We start from the raw sequence: 16,575 nt of genomic DNA, 5'->3' as shown, positions 1-16,575 counted from the left end.
ATCCCGTTTCCGGGGAGGCCTTCTGGAAATCGGAAGCGCTGCCCCGGGTTGCCCCCTACGGTTCCAGGGTGATCGAGCTGCCCGAGACGTTCCTCCAGATGCCAGGTTGGTGGACGCAAGGGCAGGCGTGGTTGGAGTCGTTGCCCCAGGCAGTCGACGCGCAATGCCGCCGCTGGAACCTTGCCATCGACGGTCCGGTCGCGCACGGGTCGAACGCGATCGTCGTACCGGTGACACGGGACGGCATGGAGCTCGCGCTGCGGATGTCGCTGCCCGGGGACGAGGTGACGAAGCAGGTTCGCGCGCTGAAGTGGTGGGACGGCCGCGGCATGGTCCTGTTGCTCGACGACGATGCCGAGGCCGGGGCGATGCTGCTCGAACGGTTGTCGACCCCGTTGACGACGCGGCCCATCGACGAGGCAATCGCCGTACTCGGGCAGATGATGCGCAGACTCGCCGTACCCGGGCCGGACGACGCGCCGTCGACCGCGGACATCGTGACGACGCGGTCGGCTGAACTGGAGCCGCAGTGGGAGCGGCTCGGCCGCCCGTTCGACGTCGCGATCCTGCGCGAGGCGCTCGACGTCGCCCCGACCGAGACCACGTCGACCGCGGCGGTCAACGGCGATTTCCACTCCGGCCAGGTGCTCGCCGGGCATCGGGAGCCGTGGCTGACGGTCGACCCGGTGCTGTATCGCGGCGACATCGAGTTCGACCTCGGCCGTGTTCTGTGGTGGGACCTCGACAAGATGACCGAGATCGTCCCGTACTTCGATCTCGCGGTCCGTGAGGCCGGTCTGGACCGCGACCGCGCCCGCGACTGGGTGATCTGGCGGACGGTCGACTACTGGCTGTGGGGACTGAACTCGGGTCTGACCGAGGACCCGGTGCGTTGCGCCCGGCTGGTCAACGCCCTCTGTAGATGAAGCGGCTGCGCATCATCCGGGGTGTGTCGGCCGCGTTGGGCGCGATCGAGTGCAGGATCCACGGATGGGTCAGGTACACGTCACCGGCCTCACCGATGAGCTCAATGACGCGGACCGGCAGGCCATCGAGGTCGGCCGGCGCCATCGGGTCCACGGTGCGCTCCTCCGACGTCAGGTTGCGGAACCACGGGTCTGACCGCAGTACGGCGTCTCGCACCGCTTTGAACTCGCGCTCGTCGGTCGTGGTCAAGAACCGTTCGATCACCTTGTGCGAACCCGCGACCTGTGGTGTCCCGCCGCCACCAGGCTCGAGATCGCCCAGCAACGCCCAGATCTTCACGGCCTCGGGGGCTTCCTCGTAGCCCACGTCGGTGTGCCACTGGCGATGCGGCACGGCCCACGGCACGCCCTCCGGCATCGTGACGAGGACCTGCCCCTGGTGCCTCGGCTCGATCCAGTCGCCGAGCAGGCCGTCGAGCGCCGATCGCACCCGCGGGCCGAGGATCGCGTGGGCCGCGCGAGACGACTTCGTGCTCTTCAAACTCGTCGGACGCGTCGGCGTCCAGGTCGAACGGTCGTCGCGATCCATCCCGTGCCGCGCGGACAGTTCGTCCCACAACCCGTCCCGCATCCGCGCGGCATCGTCGGCGGAGAACGCGGACGGGAGCTTCACGATCCCGTCGCGCTCGAACACATCCAGCTCTTCGGCGGTGAGCATCCGCCCATGCTGCTCCGCCCACCGCCGGGCTTCCACCCAATTAACGCCTCAGTGCTCGGGCGCGAAGTCGTGGAAGCCGATCAGCTTCTGGATCTTGCCGTCGCCGTCGAGTACGACGATGTCGGTGCCGCCGGCCACCGGCTCCTGCCCGTCGGCCTTGAGGTGCCAGGTCCAGCGCAGGTACGTGTGGTGCTCGTCGATGTCGCCGGTACGGACGAAGGACAGGCCCGGGAACATCTGCTGCGCGGCACCGACCAGTTTGTTCAGCTCGTCGTGGCCGGTGGTCTCGAAGCTCGGGTCCTGGAAGGTCGCGTCGTCGGTCCAGGTACCGGCGATGAGCTCGGCCCGGCGATCGGCGTCGGCGGCGTTCCACATCGCGAAGTACTGGTCGGCGAGAGTCGTTGCGTTCATGGTGTTTCCTCCTCGGAAGGTTTCGATGACCAGAACCTTGCCGCCGTACCCGGCACGCGGTCGATGACGTCAGAGGTAATGGCGATGTCTACGCCGACCGCTACGGTCTGGGTATGGCAGCAACGATCGAGGAGACGTTCCAGCGCCCGGTGGGCGAGCTTCTGCGCGGGTGGCGGGAGCGCCGCCGGCTCAGCCAGCTCGAGCTGGCGAACCGGGTCGAGGTGTCCACCCGGCATGTGAGTTTCGTCGAGACCGGGCGGTCCAAGCCGAGCCGGGACATGGTGCTGCGGCTCGCCGAGCACCTCGACGTACCGCTGCGGGACCGGAACCAGCTGCTGCTCGCCGGCGGGTTCGCGCCGATCTACAGCGAGGCGTCGCTGCACTCGCCGGCGATGCTTGCCGTCCGTACGACGCTGCGCCGCCTGCTCAAGGCCCACGAGCCGTTCCCGGCGCTCGTCGTCGACCGCTGGTGGAACATCGTCGAGGCGAACGCCGGCATCCAGCTCTTCACCGCCGGCGTCGACGAGAAGTTGCTTCAGGCACCGATCAACGCGCTCCGGCTGACTCTGCACCCGGACGGCCTGGCCAAGCGGATCGGCAACATCGCCGAGGTCCGCGCCAGCGCACTCGCCAGCCTGCAACGCCAGGCCGCGAGCACGGCCGACCCCGAGCTCCAGGACCTGTACGACGAACTCCGCGCGTACGCCGCCGACGACAGGCCGGCGCCGCCCGGCCCTGCCGAGGTCGTCGTACCGTTCAGGCTCACGCACGACGGGCGGGAACTGTCGCTGCTGACGATGATCGCGACGTTCGGGACGCCGCTCGATGTGACGGTGTCGGAGCTGATGATCGAGTCGTTCTATCCTGCCGACGACGCGACCGCCGAGTACCTGCGAGGTCTTTCGTGAAGCCTGCCAGGGATGTCACCGACACGATCGAGCTGCATCTGCAGTACCTCGACCGCTACCGCGAGATCATCGAGAAGAAGCTGACCGGCCTGAGCGACGCCGAGCTGCGCGGCAGCCGGTTGCCGTCGGGGTGGTCGCCACTCGAGTTGCTGAAGCATCTGGTCTTCATGGAGCGACGGTGGCTGCGCTGGGGTTTCACCGGTGAGCAGGTCGAGCATCCGTGGGGCGACTCGGGCGACGATCCCGACGGTCGCTGGGCGGTGACGGCGGACGACTCGCTGGAGAGCCTGCTGGCCCAGCTGCACGCGGGCGGTGAGTTCACGCGGCAGCTGGTCGGCGGTGCGGACCCGGCTGAGATTGCCGAGGCAGGCGGACGGTTCGGACCGGACGATCGGCCCACGCTGAACTGGATCTTGTTCCACGTCCTGCAGGAGTACGCACGGCACGCGGGCCACTTGGACGTGGCCCGCGAGCTCGTGGATGGGGCCACCGGCGAGTAGGTCTTGCAGGGAGGGCCTACTCGCCGGTGGCCGGGAGCCCTACCGGCCGGAGGAGGGGTGGCCGGTGGGGAACGCCGTCGGGAAGCTCGGCGTCGGGAAGCTCGGCTTCGAGGTCGGGACCGGCAGCGTCGGCTTCGTCGTCGGGATCGACGGCTTCGGCAGCGTCGGCTTGCTGTGCGGCTTGACCGGGACCGTCACCGTCACACCAGCGGAGACTGTCGCCGTCGGCAGCTTCGGCGCGGTCGGCTTCGCGGTCGGGATGTTCGGCTTGCCGGGCAGGTTGGGCTTGCTCGGCAGGGTCGGCTTTCCGGTCGGCACACCCTGCACGCAGTCCGGCACGGCCGGGACCGCGGGCTTGCCGGGCAGGGACGGCTTGGCCGTCGGCAGGCTCGGCTTGGCCGGCAGCGTGGGCTTGGCCGGCAGCGTGGGCTTGGCCGGCAGCGTGGGCTTGGCCGGCAGCGTGGGCTTGGCGGTCGGAAGCGACGGGAGGGTCGGCTTCGCCGGCAGGCTCGGCTTGCCGGTCGGAAGCGTCGGCAGTGTTGGCAGGGTCGGCTTGGTGGTCGGGATCGAAGGCTTGCCCGGGAGCGTCGGCTTCGTCGTCGGCCAGGTGGGCTTGGTGGTGGGGATGCCCGGGCGCGCCGGCAGCGTCGGCTTGCCCGCCGGCAGGGTCGGCTTACCAGGCAACGAGGGCCGGGTGGCCGGCAGGCTCGGCTTGCTGGGCAGCGTCACCTTGCCGGTCGGCAGCGAGGGCAGGGTTGGCTTGGCGGGCAGGGTGGGCTTGGCCGGCAGCGTGGGCTTCGGCGGGTTGTTCGGGTCGATGGTCTTGTTCACGACCACCTTCGGCAGCTTCGGCTTGGCCGGCAGGCAGGTCGGGTCGATCGACGGCGCCGACGGCGTACCGGCCGGAATCACCGCCGGCACCGGCGGCTTTCCGCCGGCCAGGATGTTCTTGACCGCAAGGGTCGGTCCGCCGACCGCGGCGGACACCGTCGCGACGGTCCCGGCCAGGGCGGTGACGCCGGCCGCGGCCAGTCCCCGGCGCAGCCAGGTCAGCCGCTTGCCGCGCCGCATCAGGTCACCGGCGTCCGGCTGCCACGGCTCCATCTCATAGGTCAGCGCGTTGCGCACTTGCTGCTCGTCACTCATCAGTTTCCTCCAACTCCGCTGTCGATCAGGTCGGGTGCCAGACGCAACTTGGCCAGCGCCCGGGAGGCCGTGCTCTTCACGGTCCCGGTCGCCATACCGAGGAGCTCGGCGGTCTCGGCCTCGGAGAGATCCTGCGAGTAGCGCAGCGCGACCACGGCTCTCTCCCGGACGGTCAGACCGTTGAGGGCCGAGAGCACGGCCTCCCTGGTCTGGACCGCCCCGGCGAAGTCCGCCACCGCTCGCTGGTCCCAATCGTTTGCTACCGGATCACTGGGTACTTCGTTGTTCCAGCGCCGGCGGGCCTGGGAGAGGAATCGGTTGACCAGCACCCGCCGGACGAACCGCAACGGGTCGCCCTCCAGCCGGTGCCATTTCGGATACGACCGCATCAACGCCTGCTGCACGAGGTCCTCGGCGGTGTGCCGATCGCCGCACAACATCTCCGCGAAGCGGAGCAAGGGGGTCGACTGCGCCACGACGAATCGCTCGAAGTCGGCGTCCGCGGTCCGGGTCATCGATTCTCCTCAGCCTCTGTCACACCGGTCCAAACCCGCTGAGTCACCGATCGGGTTCTGTTCGGTCAGGAGAAATTTATTCACGGTCTATACAGGGGTGGTGTTTGTTTGTCACATTGGGTGCACAAGCCTTCACCGCCCCGGAGGTTCCGCCCATGCGTACCAGCCGCCCAGCCGCACTCGCCGCCTGTCTGGCCGTGACCGCGGCGATCTTTACCGCAACCTTGCCCAGCACCGCCGCCACCCCCGATCCCACCGTTGTGTCCCAGCCTGTTGCCGGATCGAGCAACGTTCGCGTCGAGGGCAGGCGCATCATCCTCGGCGACGCACCTGCCGCCATCGGCTCGACCAAGCTCAACCAACGCACCGGCCTGGCCGAGCTCACGCCGGTCCGCTTCGCCGCTCCTACCTCGGCCGTGATCGTCGGCTATACGTCCGGTACGCCGGATGGCTCATCCGCCGACGTCGCGGTCCGCTCGTGGATCAACAACCGATGGTCGGAGTGGACAACTGCACCTGCGGGCACACCTACCGCTCTGCCCGGTGCCAGCGACCAGGTCCAGCTGCGGGTGATCCTCACCGCGCCACCGACCGGCGGCAGCCCGTCCGTCGCCGATCTGACCGTGCAGCCGACTGACAAGGTCGCGGCCCCCCGGATGAGCGTCCAGGCCGCGCCGCTCAAGTCGCACGTGTTCGCCACCCGCGAAGGTCTGGTCGGCGGTACGACGGCCAACGGTCACGTGATCGTCAGCCGCGACCACTTCGTCGCGCTGCCCTCACGGCGCGGACTGTCCGGCAACGGATCGGGCACGTACTCGGTGAAGGTCTGTACTGCGTCGCGGTGTGCCTTCGAACCGGTCTGGGATGTCGGCCCGTGGAACACGAAGGACGACTACTGGAACCCGAGCGCCACCCGCGAGATGTGGAAGGACCTGCCGCAGGGCAAGCCCGAGGCACAGGCGGCGTACCAGGACGGGTACAACGGCAGAAAGGACCAGTTCGGCCGGATCGTTGCGAACCCGGCGGGGATCGACCTTGCGGACGGGGTGTTCTGGGATGCGCTGAAGCTCGCGGATAACTCATTCGTAGACGTCACCTACCTGTGGACAGGCGACGGCGGCCGCGGGACGGTCTCGATCTCGTCCGGCTACCTCAACGTCCGCAACGCACCGAACTCGACCGGCGCAGTCGTAGGCATGGCCGGCAAATCCGCCCAGGTAACCGTCGAATGCCAAACAACCGGCGAATCCGTCACCGGCTCCCAAGGCACCACCAACATCTGGCTCCGAGTAAACACCGGCATGTACGTAGCCAAAGCCTGGATCTCAGCAGGCACCTTCAGCACCTGCTGACCCCAACTCCCGACAAGCGCCGGCCACACGCTCAACGTGCGTGCGGTCCGGCGCTTGTTCTGTAACCGACTGAGCTACTTGCCGGCCTGAGTTGGCGTGGGGCGGGCGGCGCGTGGGGGCTGGGTTGGGGTTGCGCTCGGCAACGGCGTCGACCAGCGGGTTGGTGTCGCGGTTGGCGGGACCGGTCGCGGGGCTCTGGTTGGTGCAACCGTCGGAACGCGGCCTGGCGTCGCTGTTGGCGGGAGGGTTGGTACGGGGCGGGGGCCGCGGGTTGGGGAGACCGTTGGCGGGAGGGTTGGGGTTCTGGGTGGGACGGGGCTTGGGGAGGCAGTCGGTTGGTCGGGGGTGCGGCTTGGGGAAACGGTTGGTCGGTTGGGTGACGGGCTCGGGGTGGCGTGGACCGGCGTACCGTCGTCTGCCGAGCCGCTGCGCGCCATCGCCGTCCCCGCGACTGCGACAACCACCACGGCCGCGGCCGCGATCCCGCCCAGCAGCAGCCGGGTGACGCGCCGGTTCGGTCCTACTTCTCTCATCGTTGCCCTCCGCAACCTTCTGGTATTCGGTCGGGCTGAAGGACGCGAACCGCCGCGGAAAGGTTCTGCTCAGCGCGTCGGGGCGAGGGTTGGCGTCTCCGTGTGGGCCGAGCGGCTGGGGGTGGCGGTTGGGACAAGGCCACGGGCCGGCGTCGGCAAGGACGCGGTGGGGGAGGTCGGTGGGCGGAGCGGCACGTTCGTCGGCATCCTGGACGGCGGCGCAGTCGGTGGTATCGCGGTGGGAGGCGTCGCGTGCGTCGGCGACGGGCTCATTCGCGTGGGGTACGTCGGAGTCGCCGTCGGCGGCATGGTCGGAGTAGTAGTCGGGGGCATCGGAGTTGGCGTGGGGACCACCGCGGTAGGCGCAGGCCCCGGCCGAGCGGGCTCCGGTGGACCACCGCGCGAGTGGCTCCCGACCACCCCTCCTGCCACCACCGACACGACAGCAACCGAAGCAGCAACTGTCGCCAGATTCCGTCGACCACGCCGGCGCTGCGCCCCAGCGATCACCCGCGTTGGATCCAGCGGCGTACCGGCGTCCCCCGGCGCCAGCAGACCCCGCAGTTCGTCCTCGATGTCGTTCATGTTCGCTCCCCCACCGGTACGCCGCTCAGCTCCGGAGCAGCGCGCAGCTTCTCCAGGGCCCGCGCGTTGGCGCTCTTCACCGTGCCGACCGCGACCCCGAGGACCTCCGCGGTCTGCCGCTCGGTCAGATCCTCGACATACCGCAGGACGACAACCGCACGCTCCCGCCGGCTCAGCGTCGCGAGTGCGGCCCCCAGCCCCACCCGCCGATTGACCGCACCGGACGGATCATCGACAACAGGCCCGAGGAACAGATCCAGTTCGGTCGCCCCGCCGCTCGGACGCTCCCGCCACGGCCGCCGTCGTACCCAGGACAGATGCTGGTTGACCACGGCCTGTCGGACGTACGCGAACGGGTCGGCCATCTCGATCCGGTCCCAGCGCAGGTACGCCTTCTCGAGCGCGTTCTGCACCAGGTCCTCGGCGAGGCCGGCGTCGCCGCACAGCATCCGCGCGAAGTGCACCAACCGCGCGGATCTGGCCAGCACGAAAGCCGTGAAGTCGTCGTCACGACTCCCCGTTGCCGCCATCTGCGCTCCGTCCTGCCGCCCTCACCTCACAGGACGCTGCGCCTGGGCCAAAGGTTCTGCTTGTTCGGAGAATTGTGTGGACGCGGTCAGCCGGGGCAGCGCGATGGTGTCGGCGGCCAGGCGGACCCGGTCGCGTCCGGCGGCCTTGGCGGCGTACATCGCACGATCCGCACGCAGCAACAGGTCGTCCACGGTCGCCCCGTCGTTCGGATAAACCGCGACCCCGATGCTCACAGTCAGATGGAAGGTGTCCGGATCGAGGTCCGGATCGTCGAGTACGCCGGCACACATCGCGGCCAGCGGACTCGCCGACACCGCGTTGCGAAGCCGATCCGCGGTGACCGTTGCTTCATCGATCCCGGTGTCCGGCAGCGCGATCACGAACTCCTCGCCGCCGAACCGCCCGATCACGTCCTTCACGCGGATCGCGCTGCGCAGGATCGTCGCGACTGCACGCAGCGCCTCGTCACCGACCAGGTGGCCGTGCCGGTCATTGACCTGCTTGAAGTGGTCGATGTCGATCAGCAGCACCGCCATCGGCTCACGCTGGGTCCGCGAGGTCCGCAGCATCTCCTCGGTACGCCGACGCCACCAGTCGACCCGCGTCAGGCTGGTCTTCGGATCCGTCTGCGCCTCCGACTCCAACTGGCCGAGCAGCAACGCCCGCTGCGCGGTCAGCGTGATCGGAATCGCCACGAACGCGAACCACGGGCTGATCAGGCAGGCGGCCGCGAGCAGACAGCCGAGTGTGGCGGCGGTCGCGTCGGTGCCCAGGTCGTCCAGCCCGCCGACGGCTTCGCGGCGGCTGCTGCCCGGGATGATCAGCGAGATCGCCAGCCCACAGAGCAGGGTGTCGGTCGCGACGTACGCCGCCGAGGCGCCGACCATCGAGACGACCAGACCGAGGCCGCCGCTGGTGACGTCGCGGAGCGAGACGAAGACCGCGTGCGCGGCGCCGACCGCGAGCACATGCACCGCGGTCGAGAAGGCCCACCGGTACGGGATGCACTTGCCGGCGCGGATCCGCCACCAGATCCGGAGCAGTACGGCGACCAGGATCGCCAGCGCGGGATGCAGGATCACGGCCGCGGCGATCATCCAGGCCGGAGCGAGGTCCTTGTGCAGCGCGCCGCCGCGCCGCCGCCGGTTCTCCACCCGGCGGGCGCCCTCGACCGAGATCAGCGCCGAGACGGTCAGCGCGAACACCACATCCAGGCCGCGCCAGTCGGGGCGGTCCGTGAACGCCTGCACGCCGTACCCGATCGCGGCCAGGTCGACGAGCACCACGACGAAGAACGCCGGGACCGTCAGGGTCCAGAGCGCCCAGGAACGTATCGCTCGCCTACTCTGTGCAACCATCACCTCACACGGTACGACGAGTGAGCGTCAGGTCCCAATCCGTGGCGGCGCGGCTGTGGATGACGATGTGGAAACGATCGACAGTCCTTCAGTATTCAGTCGTTTGATCAACTATCATCCGCGGGTTTTCCCTTGCACGGAAGGAAGATCAGCGCTTTCGGGCAGCGCCGAAAAGCCCGCGGACGATCTCCCGCCCGGCCGACCGGGCGAACTGCTTGAACACCGACGAACCGATCACCTGCTCGACCACCGACTTCTCCTGCTTCTGCGACCGCGGCCGAGACTCCTGCTGCGGTTGTTTCGCCTGCTCCTGGGCCTGCTTCTCGGCCTCGGCCTGCGCCGCGCCGGCCTGCACCTTCGCCGCCAGGATCTCGTACGCCGACTCGCGGTCGACCGCCTGCGAGTACTTCGCGTTGTTCGGCGAGGCCTGCACCGCTGCGGTCTGCTGCTCCGCAGAGGCCGGCGCCATCAGCGACTGCGGCGCACGCAACCGGGTCCACGCGACCGGGGTCGGCGCGCCCTTCTCGTTCATCACGGTCACGATCGCCTCGCCGATCCCGAGCTGGGTCAGCACCTCGCCCAGGTCGTACGACGAGCTCGGGAACGTCGACACGGTCGCCTTCAGTGCCTTCGCATCGTTCGGCGTGTGCGCCCGCAGCTGGTGCTGGACCCGCGAACCGAGCTGCGCCAGTACGTCGTCCGGCACGTCCTTCGGCGTCTGCGTCACGAAGAACACGCCGACACCCTTCGACCGGATCAGCCGGACGGTCTGCGCGATCGCGGCCAGGAACGCCTTCGATGCGTCGTTGAACAGCAGGTGCGCCTCGTCGAAGAAGAACACCAGCTTCGGCTTGTCCACATCGCCGACCTCGGGCAGGTCGTGGAACAGGTCGGCGAGCAGCCACATCAGGAACGTGGAGAACAGCGCCGGCCGGTCCTGCAGGTTCGGCAGCTCGAGCAGCGAGATGAGCCCCTTGCCGTCGCGCTGCTGCAGCAGGTCCGCGGTGTCGAACTCCGGCTCGCCGAAGAACGCCTCCGCGCCCTGGTCCGCGAACCCGATCAGCGACCGCAGGATGACGCCCGCGGTGGCCGCCGACAGCCCGCCGAGCTCCTTCAGGTCGTCCTTGCCCTCGTCCGAGGTCAGGTGCTGGATGACCGCGCGCAGGTCCTTGATGTCCAGCAGCGTCAGCCCGGCCTTGTCGGCGTAGTGGAAGATCAGCCCGAGCGACGACTCCTGTACGTCGTTGAGCCCGAGCACCTTGGACAGCAGCACCGGCCCGAACGACGTGATCGTGGCGCGGATCGGGATGCCGGTGCCCTGGCCGCCGAGCGCGTAGAACTCGGTCGGGAAGCCGGTCGCGGTCCAGTCCTGGCCGATGGACTTCGTCCGTGCCAGCAGCTTGTCGTTCCCCTCGCCGGGTTGCGAGACGCCCGACAGGTCGCCCTTGATGTCGGCCGCGAACACCGCGACGCCCGCCGCGGACAGTTGCTCCGCCATTAACTGAAGAGTCTTCGTCTTTCCGGTACCGGTGGCGCCCGCGACCAGGCCGTGCCGGTTCATCATCCCGAGCGGGATCCGGACCGCTGCCTCCGGTTTCGGCTCACCGTCGACCAGCAGCGCACCCAGCTCGAGGGCCGCGCCCTCGAACGCGTACCCCTGCTTGACGGTCTCCACGACATCTGACTCGGCCATCTCAGCGTGCCTTCCCCGGTTGACGGAACTACCCGGTCGGCATGCTAGTACTCACCATCCATCTGGACGCTTGAACGGCACCAAAAGGTTGCTTCCAGCTCCGGACTATTCCGGTGACATTCATGACCTGCACCTGAGACCTGTTACCCCGCTAGACTTCGGGAGGTGATCTTCAAGCGCGTCGGGGAAGACCGGCCGTACCCGGACCATGGGCTGCGGCCGAAGGACTGGTCCTCGCTGCCGCCACGGCAGGTGCGGCTGGACGAACTCGTCACGACGAAGGGCACCCTTGACCTGAACGCGCTGCTCGACGAGGACTCGACCTTCTACGGCGACCTGTTCGCGCACGTGGTGGAGTGGAAGGGCGACATGTACCTCGAGGACGGCCTGCACCGCGCCCTCCGGGCCGCGTTGCAGCAGCGTTCTGTTCTCCACGCTCGGGTCTTGGTAGTGGACTGACCCATGTCTGCTCACGGGGGGTTGAGCCGATGACAGCGATCCATCCGCAACCGCGGCCGCATTCACGCATTCGCTGGCGTACGCCGATCACGATGGTGATCCTGCTCGGCATTCTCGCCGGCGGCGGCTGGTGGGGCTGGAAGTCCCTGATCAACAGCAGCGCCGAGCCGACCTGCGTCGAGCAGAAGCTGGCGAACAACCGGCTGGTCCCGAAGCAGGTCGTGCTGAACGTGTACAACGGCGGCGCGAGGGCGGGCTCCGCGCAGCGGGTCGCCGACGCGCTGAAGAAGCGCGGCTTCAACATCGGCAAGGTCTCCAACGAGCCCAAGGGCAACAAGGTCGACGTCGCCGAGCTCCGCGGTGTCGCCGCGAACTCGCCGGAGCTGACGCTGGTCGCCGGCCAGCTGAACCAGAAGGCCGTTCCGGTCGCCGACGGCCGCACCGACCACACCGTCGACCTGGTCATCGGCGCCGGCTTCGGCTCGGTCCGCCTCAAGGGCATCCCGTCGGTCCAGGTCGCCCCCGGCACCAACGTCTGCCTGCCGGTTATCCACACCCCCCAGCCCATCCCCTCCGGCCAGAACCCGAACTGACCTCAGTGCTGTTCGCGGCCGCGTTCGCCGAACCAGCCGGCCAGGCGCCCGGCCCGCGAGACGGCGCGTAGGCGGCGTACGGTCTGCTCCCGGACGGGGCTGGGGGCAACGACCAGCAGTGAGTCGGCGGCGCGGAGGACGGTACGGCGGTCCGGCACGAAGGCGTGTTCGCCGCGGATGACGAGCGAGACCGAGACGCCCGGCGGCAACCGCAGCTCGCCGATCTCGACCCCGGCGAGCCTGGACTCGCTCGGGACGTGGACCTGGAGCATGTCCGCGCCGAGCGACTCCAGCGGCGCCACATCGATGTCGACCTCGTGCGCAGCGTTCTCGTCCAGGACCTTCAAGCGACCGGCCAGCCACGGCAGCGACGGCCCTTGCAGCAACGTGAACAGCAGGACCAGTACGAAGACCACGTCGAAGATCCGGTCCGCCTGCGGAACCCCCTCAGCGAGCGGGATCGTCGCCAGGACGATCGGTACCGCGCCCCGCAACCCCGCCCATGAGATGAACGCCTGCTCCCGCCACGGCAGCCGGAACGGAGCCGCCGAGATCGCCACCGAGGCGAACCGCCCGACGACCGTCACCGCGATCCCGATCACCAGCGCGAGGAGTACGTCGTTCAGCCGGAACCGCCCCGGTGACGCCAGCAGCCCGAGCATCACGAACAGCCCGATCTGAGCCAGCCAGGCGATCCCGTCCACGAACGACCGGGTCGCCATCCGGTGCGGCAACTCCGCCCGCCCGAGCGTCAGCGCGGTGACGTAAACAGCTGCGAACCCCGACACATGCAGCAGCACGGACCCACCGGCGTACGAGATGAAGGCCACCGACATCACCGCGAGCGGGTAGAGCCCTGCCGAGCTGAGCGCCATCCGCCGGATCAGGCCGACGCTCACCCAGCCGATCAGCAGACCGAACAGAGCGCCGACGACCAGCTCGTACAGCACCAGGCCGGTGAACGACAGCACGCCCTTCTCGCCGACCTCGCCCGTGCTCACCAGGGTGACCAGCAGCACGGTCGGGGCGTCGTTCAGACCGGACTCGGCCTCCAGCGCCCCACGCAGCCGCGGCCGGATCGGCACCCGTCTCAGCACCGAGAACACGGCCGCCGCGTCTGTCGGCGATGTCACCGCTCCCAGCAGTACGGAGAGCTGCCAGCTGAGCCCCAGTACGAAATGCGCCACGCAGGCGACCACACCGACGCTGACCGCGACCCCGACCGTCGCGAGGACGAGCCCGAGCGGCATCACCGGACGTACTTCGTTCCACCGGGTGGTCAGGCCGCCCTCGATCAGGATCACGACCAGCGCGGCGAACCCCAGCGCATGCGCCAGCTGCGCATCCTCGAAGTGGATGTGCCCCGGCCCCGACTCACCGAGCAGCAGGCCCATCCCGAGGTAGATCAGCAGCGACGGGAGCCCGAGTCGAGCGGTCAGCCGAACGGCGACGACCGCGACCAGCAGGACCACAGCCCCCGCCAGCAGAATCCGGTCGAGCTCCGAAACATCCATGGGGCCCTCCCGTCGAACGTCAGGTCCCGAGAGACGAAAACCCTGACGCATCACACAGCATCAGGGTCTCCGGCCTATCTTCCGCCCCGAAGGGCGGTTGGCGGTGGCGGAGGGATTTGAACCCTCGGACGGGGGTTGCCCGTCACGCGCTTTCGAGGCGCGCTCCTTCGGCCGCTCGGACACGCCACCGCCGAGGACAATATCAAGGCCGGTGACGAATGAAGAAATCGCGCAGCCGCGCGCCCGCCTCGTCGGCCATCACGCCGCCGATCACCTCGGGCCGGTGGTTCAGCCGGCGATCCCGGACGACGTCCCACAGCGAGCCGACCGCGCCCGCCTTCTCGTCGTACGCCGCGAACACCAGCCGCTCGAGCCGGGACAGCACGATCGCCCCGGCGCACATCGTGCACGGCTCCAGCGTGACGACCAGCGTGCACCCGCTCAGCCGCCACTCGCCGACGTGCCGCGCCGCCTCCCGGATCGCGAGTACTTCGGCATGCGCGGTCGGATCGCCCGTCGTCTCACGCTCGTTGTGCCCGCGCCCGATCACCTGGCCGTCGGCGTCCACCACGATCGCCCCGATCGGTACGTCGGGCAGCGCCTTCTCGCCCTCCTCCAGCGCGAGCGTCATCAACCGCGACCACTCGCGGCGCAGAAGCGGGCTAGCCAACGGCTTCGATCGCGTCGTGGAACTGGTTGCCGAACCCAAGCGCCTCGGCGATCTCCTCGAGCATCTCCTCCGGGTAGAGGTCGACGTCGTCGCAGAGCGCGCCGAGGTCCATCGCGCTCATCCCCAGGTCGGCGAGGATGGCCAGGTCACCGGCCGGGACCTGCTCGTCGTCGTCATCGGCCAGCGGGATGTCGAGCTCGTCCACGACCTGCCGGGCGATCGGCCACTCGGTCGCGGCAGTCACGTCGGAGATCAGCAACCGGGCCCGACCACCGGCCACGCGGACCAGTACGAAGAAGTCCTCGTCGACCGAGACCATGCCCAGCACACCGCCCTCGCCCGGGAACCGGCGCAGGGCCGACACCAGCGCGGAGAGGTCCGGTTCACCACGAAGTACCAGCGGGGTGACGGTCCAGTTCCCGTCCTCGGTGTAAGCGGCGACCGCGAAATCGAGGTCGGTGGTCACGGGGCCAACAGTGGCGTCAGACACCGGCTCATCGTCCCAGACTCCAGCTTTCCAGGCGATCTCGGTGCGATATCAGATCCGCCAACACCGGTCAATAGTCAGTGATGGTACGTCGCTCTCCGCATCGCCTCACGCAGCTGCCGGACGCGGGCCCGCCGGGGCGCGATCCGGTCGCGGAGAGCCTTCGCCTCCTCGAGTTCGCGGAGGAACTCGGCACGCCGGCGCAGCCGGTCGAGGTCGCGGCGGGGAACCACCAGGCGCGGTCTGGGCTCGAGGGTCATCGGCGTACTCCCTGATGGGCGAGGCAGGGCAGATTCCGGTGCACTTTCCAGTCTGACAGCGAGCGAGGTTTCCCGAGGCGAATCGCCGACGGTACCGTTCCGGCTTATGCAGATCCTCGTCGTGGACCACCCGCTCGTCGCCCACAAGCTCACCGCGCTGCGCGACGAGCACACGGACTCACCCACGTTCCGTCGGCTGACCGAGGAGCTCGTCACGCTGCTCGCCTACGAGGCGACCCGCGACGTCCGCACCGGCCCGGTCACCGTCCAGACCCCCGTCGCCGAGGCACAGGGCGTGAAACTGACCGCACCGAAGCCGCTCGTCGTGCCGATCCTGCGGGCAGGCCTCGGCATGCTCGAAGGCATGTCCCGGCTGCTCCCCACCGCGGAGGTCGGCTTCCTCGGCATGATCCGCAACGAGCAGACCCTCACCGCGTCGACGTACGCCGAACGCCTCCCCGAAGACCTCTCCGGCCGCCAGTGCTACGTCCTGGACCCAATGCTCGCAACCGGCGGCACACTAGCCGCCGCTATCCAGTTCCTAGTCGACCGCGGCGCCGACCACATCACCGCCATCTGCCTCCTCGCCGCCCCCGAAGGCGTAGAACGCGTAGAACGCGAGCTCACCCACCTAGACGTCCCTTGCAACCTGGTAATCGCCGGCATGGACTCCCACCTAAACGACAAGGGCTACATCGTCCCCGGCCTGGGCGACGCCGGCGACCGCTTGTACGGCGTGGCTCAGTAGGTCACACGCCAGAAAGAAGAAATATAGAGGGCTGGGTGCTAAGTCGGCTCCGGCCGACAGCTGGCGGTCGGCCGGTGGACGGGGCGTTGTAGCGACGGAACTGCTGGGGAACCGAGCTGGTAGTCGCGGGGTGCCGCACCCGGCTGCATGGTGCGGGATGCTTGCCCGAATACAGGTGCGTCACCGGCGGCGGCCGGGGCGGCAGCCCGCAGCACCTGGCGGCACCTGGAACGCCCCGACGGTAGCTGGTGCAGCCGGAGACGTAGGTACCATCCACCGCCCGGGCCACCCGTCAACAGCTGGCTCGGACGATCCCGCCCCCACGCTTCGGCTTCGCGCCGACGCCGACGCTGGCGTTGGTGCTGAGGAGGTCGCCGCTGCTCGCCCAGCCACGACCAGCACCTGTGTCCACGAACGCGCGTGATCACGGGGCAGTCGCCACAGGCGATAGCCCGCAACGCCGGCGATAAGCCGGAAGGTCCGGCGATAAGCCGGAAGGTCCGGCGATAGCCGGAAGGGATGCTCCGGGCGATAAGCCCGGGGTGGGCTGTGTCAAGGATTGTGGACGGTTGGTTGGGGTTGTTGGTTAGGCGGCGGTGGGGGTTTGGTGGTTGGTGAGGGCTTCGTGTGGGGTGCGGTAGCCGAGGGTGGAGTGGAGTCGTTGGCGG

Annotated in this window: 19 protein-coding genes and 1 tRNA gene; 7 read left to right on the top strand and 13 right to left on the bottom strand. The window is 69.0% G+C overall.

The window, feature by feature from the left end; all coding sequences use genetic code 11:
- Window positions 1-68 precede the first annotated feature (68 nt).
- Complete coding sequence (locus tag FDA38_RS00100) at window positions 69-926, top strand: aminoglycoside phosphotransferase family protein (RefSeq protein ID WP_137252033.1); 858 nt, start codon at window positions 69-71, stop codon at window positions 924-926.
- Here the strand turns inward: FDA38_RS00100 and FDA38_RS00095 are convergent.
- Window positions 907-1,644, bottom strand: coding sequence for a phytanoyl-CoA dioxygenase family protein (locus FDA38_RS00095; protein ID WP_137252032.1), 738 nt, complete (start codon window positions 1,642-1,644; stop codon window positions 907-909). The two genes, FDA38_RS00100 and FDA38_RS00095, sit on opposite strands and share 20 nt — an antisense overlap.
- Window positions 1,645-1,692: 48 nt before the next feature.
- Window positions 1,693-2,055, bottom strand: a complete 363-nt coding sequence (locus FDA38_RS00090) for a nuclear transport factor 2 family protein (RefSeq protein WP_137252031.1) — start codon at window positions 2,053-2,055, stop codon at window positions 1,693-1,695.
- A gap of 113 nt (window positions 2,056-2,168) precedes the next feature.
- Between FDA38_RS00090 and FDA38_RS00085 the strand changes: the two genes are divergently transcribed.
- Window positions 2,169-2,963 carry a helix-turn-helix domain-containing protein gene (locus FDA38_RS00085; RefSeq protein WP_137252030.1) on the top strand — a complete coding sequence of 265 codons (795 nt, stop codon included), beginning with the start codon at window positions 2,169-2,171 and terminating at the stop codon, window positions 2,961-2,963.
- On the top strand, window positions 2,960-3,463 hold the full coding sequence (locus FDA38_RS00080) for a DinB family protein (RefSeq protein ID WP_137252029.1): 504 nt from the start codon (window positions 2,960-2,962) through the stop codon (window positions 3,461-3,463). The genes FDA38_RS00085 and FDA38_RS00080 overlap by 4 nt, the downstream gene beginning before the upstream one ends.
- Window positions 3,464-3,502: 39 nt before the next feature.
- Here FDA38_RS00080 and FDA38_RS00075 read toward each other — a convergent pair whose 3' ends face one another.
- Together FDA38_RS00075 and FDA38_RS00070 are read right to left on the bottom strand one after the other, a co-directional pair.
- A complete protein-coding gene (locus tag FDA38_RS00075; RefSeq protein WP_137252028.1) occupies window positions 3,503-4,609 on the bottom strand; it encodes a hypothetical protein in 1,107 nt (368 codons plus the stop codon).
- Complete coding sequence (locus tag FDA38_RS00070) at window positions 4,609-5,124, bottom strand: SigE family RNA polymerase sigma factor (RefSeq protein ID WP_134106098.1); 516 nt, start codon at window positions 5,122-5,124, stop codon at window positions 4,609-4,611. The genes FDA38_RS00075 and FDA38_RS00070 overlap by 1 nt, the downstream gene beginning before the upstream one ends.
- 155 nt (window positions 5,125-5,279) lie before the next feature.
- Between FDA38_RS00070 and FDA38_RS00065 the strand changes: the two genes are divergently transcribed.
- Window positions 5,280-6,476 (top strand): SH3 domain-containing protein, encoded by a 1,197-nt coding sequence (locus tag FDA38_RS00065; protein ID WP_137252027.1) that lies wholly within the window; start codon window positions 5,280-5,282, stop codon window positions 6,474-6,476.
- Window positions 6,477-7,078: 602 nt separating this feature from the next.
- Here the strand turns inward: FDA38_RS00065 and FDA38_RS00060 are convergent.
- The 4 genes from FDA38_RS00060 to FDA38_RS00045 form a co-directional block, all read right to left on the bottom strand.
- A complete protein-coding gene (locus tag FDA38_RS00060; protein WP_137252026.1) occupies window positions 7,079-7,594 on the bottom strand; it encodes a hypothetical protein in 516 nt (171 codons plus the stop codon).
- Complete coding sequence (locus FDA38_RS00055) at window positions 7,591-8,124, bottom strand: SigE family RNA polymerase sigma factor (RefSeq protein ID WP_137252025.1); 534 nt, start codon at window positions 8,122-8,124, stop codon at window positions 7,591-7,593. The genes FDA38_RS00060 and FDA38_RS00055 overlap by 4 nt, the downstream gene beginning before the upstream one ends.
- 21 nt (window positions 8,125-8,145) lie before the next feature.
- On the bottom strand, window positions 8,146-9,483 hold the full coding sequence (locus tag FDA38_RS00050; RefSeq protein ID WP_137252024.1) for a GGDEF domain-containing protein: 1,338 nt from the start codon (window positions 9,481-9,483) through the stop codon (window positions 8,146-8,148).
- A gap of 148 nt (window positions 9,484-9,631) precedes the next feature.
- Entirely contained in the window at window positions 9,632-11,176 is a 1,545-nt protein-coding gene (locus tag FDA38_RS00045) for a helicase HerA-like domain-containing protein (RefSeq protein WP_137252023.1), read from the bottom strand.
- Between the two features lie 165 nt (window positions 11,177-11,341).
- Between FDA38_RS00045 and FDA38_RS00040 the strand changes: the two genes are divergently transcribed.
- Both FDA38_RS00040 and FDA38_RS00035 read left to right on the top strand, forming a co-directional pair.
- Entirely contained in the window at window positions 11,342-11,635 is a 294-nt protein-coding gene (locus FDA38_RS00040) for a type II toxin-antitoxin system VapB family antitoxin (RefSeq protein ID WP_137252022.1), read from the top strand.
- A gap of 29 nt (window positions 11,636-11,664) precedes the next feature.
- Window positions 11,665-12,228 carry a LytR C-terminal domain-containing protein gene (locus tag FDA38_RS00035; protein ID WP_137252021.1) on the top strand — a complete coding sequence of 188 codons (564 nt, stop codon included), beginning with the start codon at window positions 11,665-11,667 and terminating at the stop codon, window positions 12,226-12,228.
- Window positions 12,229-12,230: 2 nt separating this feature from the next.
- On the opposite strand, the gene FDA38_RS00030 is transcribed toward FDA38_RS00035, so the two are convergent.
- From FDA38_RS00030 to FDA38_RS00010, 5 genes are all read right to left on the bottom strand, one after another.
- Window positions 12,231-13,742 (bottom strand): potassium/proton antiporter, encoded by a 1,512-nt coding sequence (locus tag FDA38_RS00030; RefSeq protein WP_137252020.1) that lies wholly within the window; start codon window positions 13,740-13,742, stop codon window positions 12,231-12,233.
- A gap of 98 nt (window positions 13,743-13,840) precedes the next feature.
- A tRNA-Ser gene (locus tag FDA38_RS00025) sits at window positions 13,841-13,931 on the bottom strand.
- Window positions 13,932-13,944: 13 nt separating this feature from the next.
- On the bottom strand, window positions 13,945-14,373 hold the full coding sequence (locus tag FDA38_RS00020; protein WP_137252019.1) for a nucleoside deaminase: 429 nt from the start codon (window positions 14,371-14,373) through the stop codon (window positions 13,945-13,947).
- A 31-nt stretch (window positions 14,374-14,404) separates the two neighbouring features.
- Window positions 14,405-14,878, bottom strand: coding sequence for a tRNA adenosine deaminase-associated protein (locus FDA38_RS00015; RefSeq protein ID WP_137252018.1), 474 nt, complete (start codon window positions 14,876-14,878; stop codon window positions 14,405-14,407).
- Window positions 14,879-14,976: 98 nt separating this feature from the next.
- Window positions 14,977-15,159 carry a hypothetical protein gene (locus tag FDA38_RS00010; RefSeq protein WP_130445811.1) on the bottom strand — a complete coding sequence of 61 codons (183 nt, stop codon included), beginning with the start codon at window positions 15,157-15,159 and terminating at the stop codon, window positions 14,977-14,979.
- Between the two features lie 106 nt (window positions 15,160-15,265).
- Between FDA38_RS00010 and upp the strand changes: the two genes are divergently transcribed.
- Window positions 15,266-15,907 (top strand): uracil phosphoribosyltransferase, encoded by a 642-nt coding sequence (gene upp, locus FDA38_RS00005; protein ID WP_137252017.1) that lies wholly within the window; start codon window positions 15,266-15,268, stop codon window positions 15,905-15,907.
- The last annotated feature ends 668 nt before the right edge of the window (window positions 15,908-16,575 follow it).

It is taken from the genome of Kribbella jiaozuonensis (genome assembly GCF_005233875.1).
Lineage (GTDB): Bacteria > Actinomycetota > Actinomycetes > Propionibacteriales > Kribbellaceae > Kribbella > Kribbella jiaozuonensis.
The sequence above is the reverse complement of the archived record's forward strand: the minus strand, read 5'-3'. Positions and strand labels throughout refer to the sequence as shown.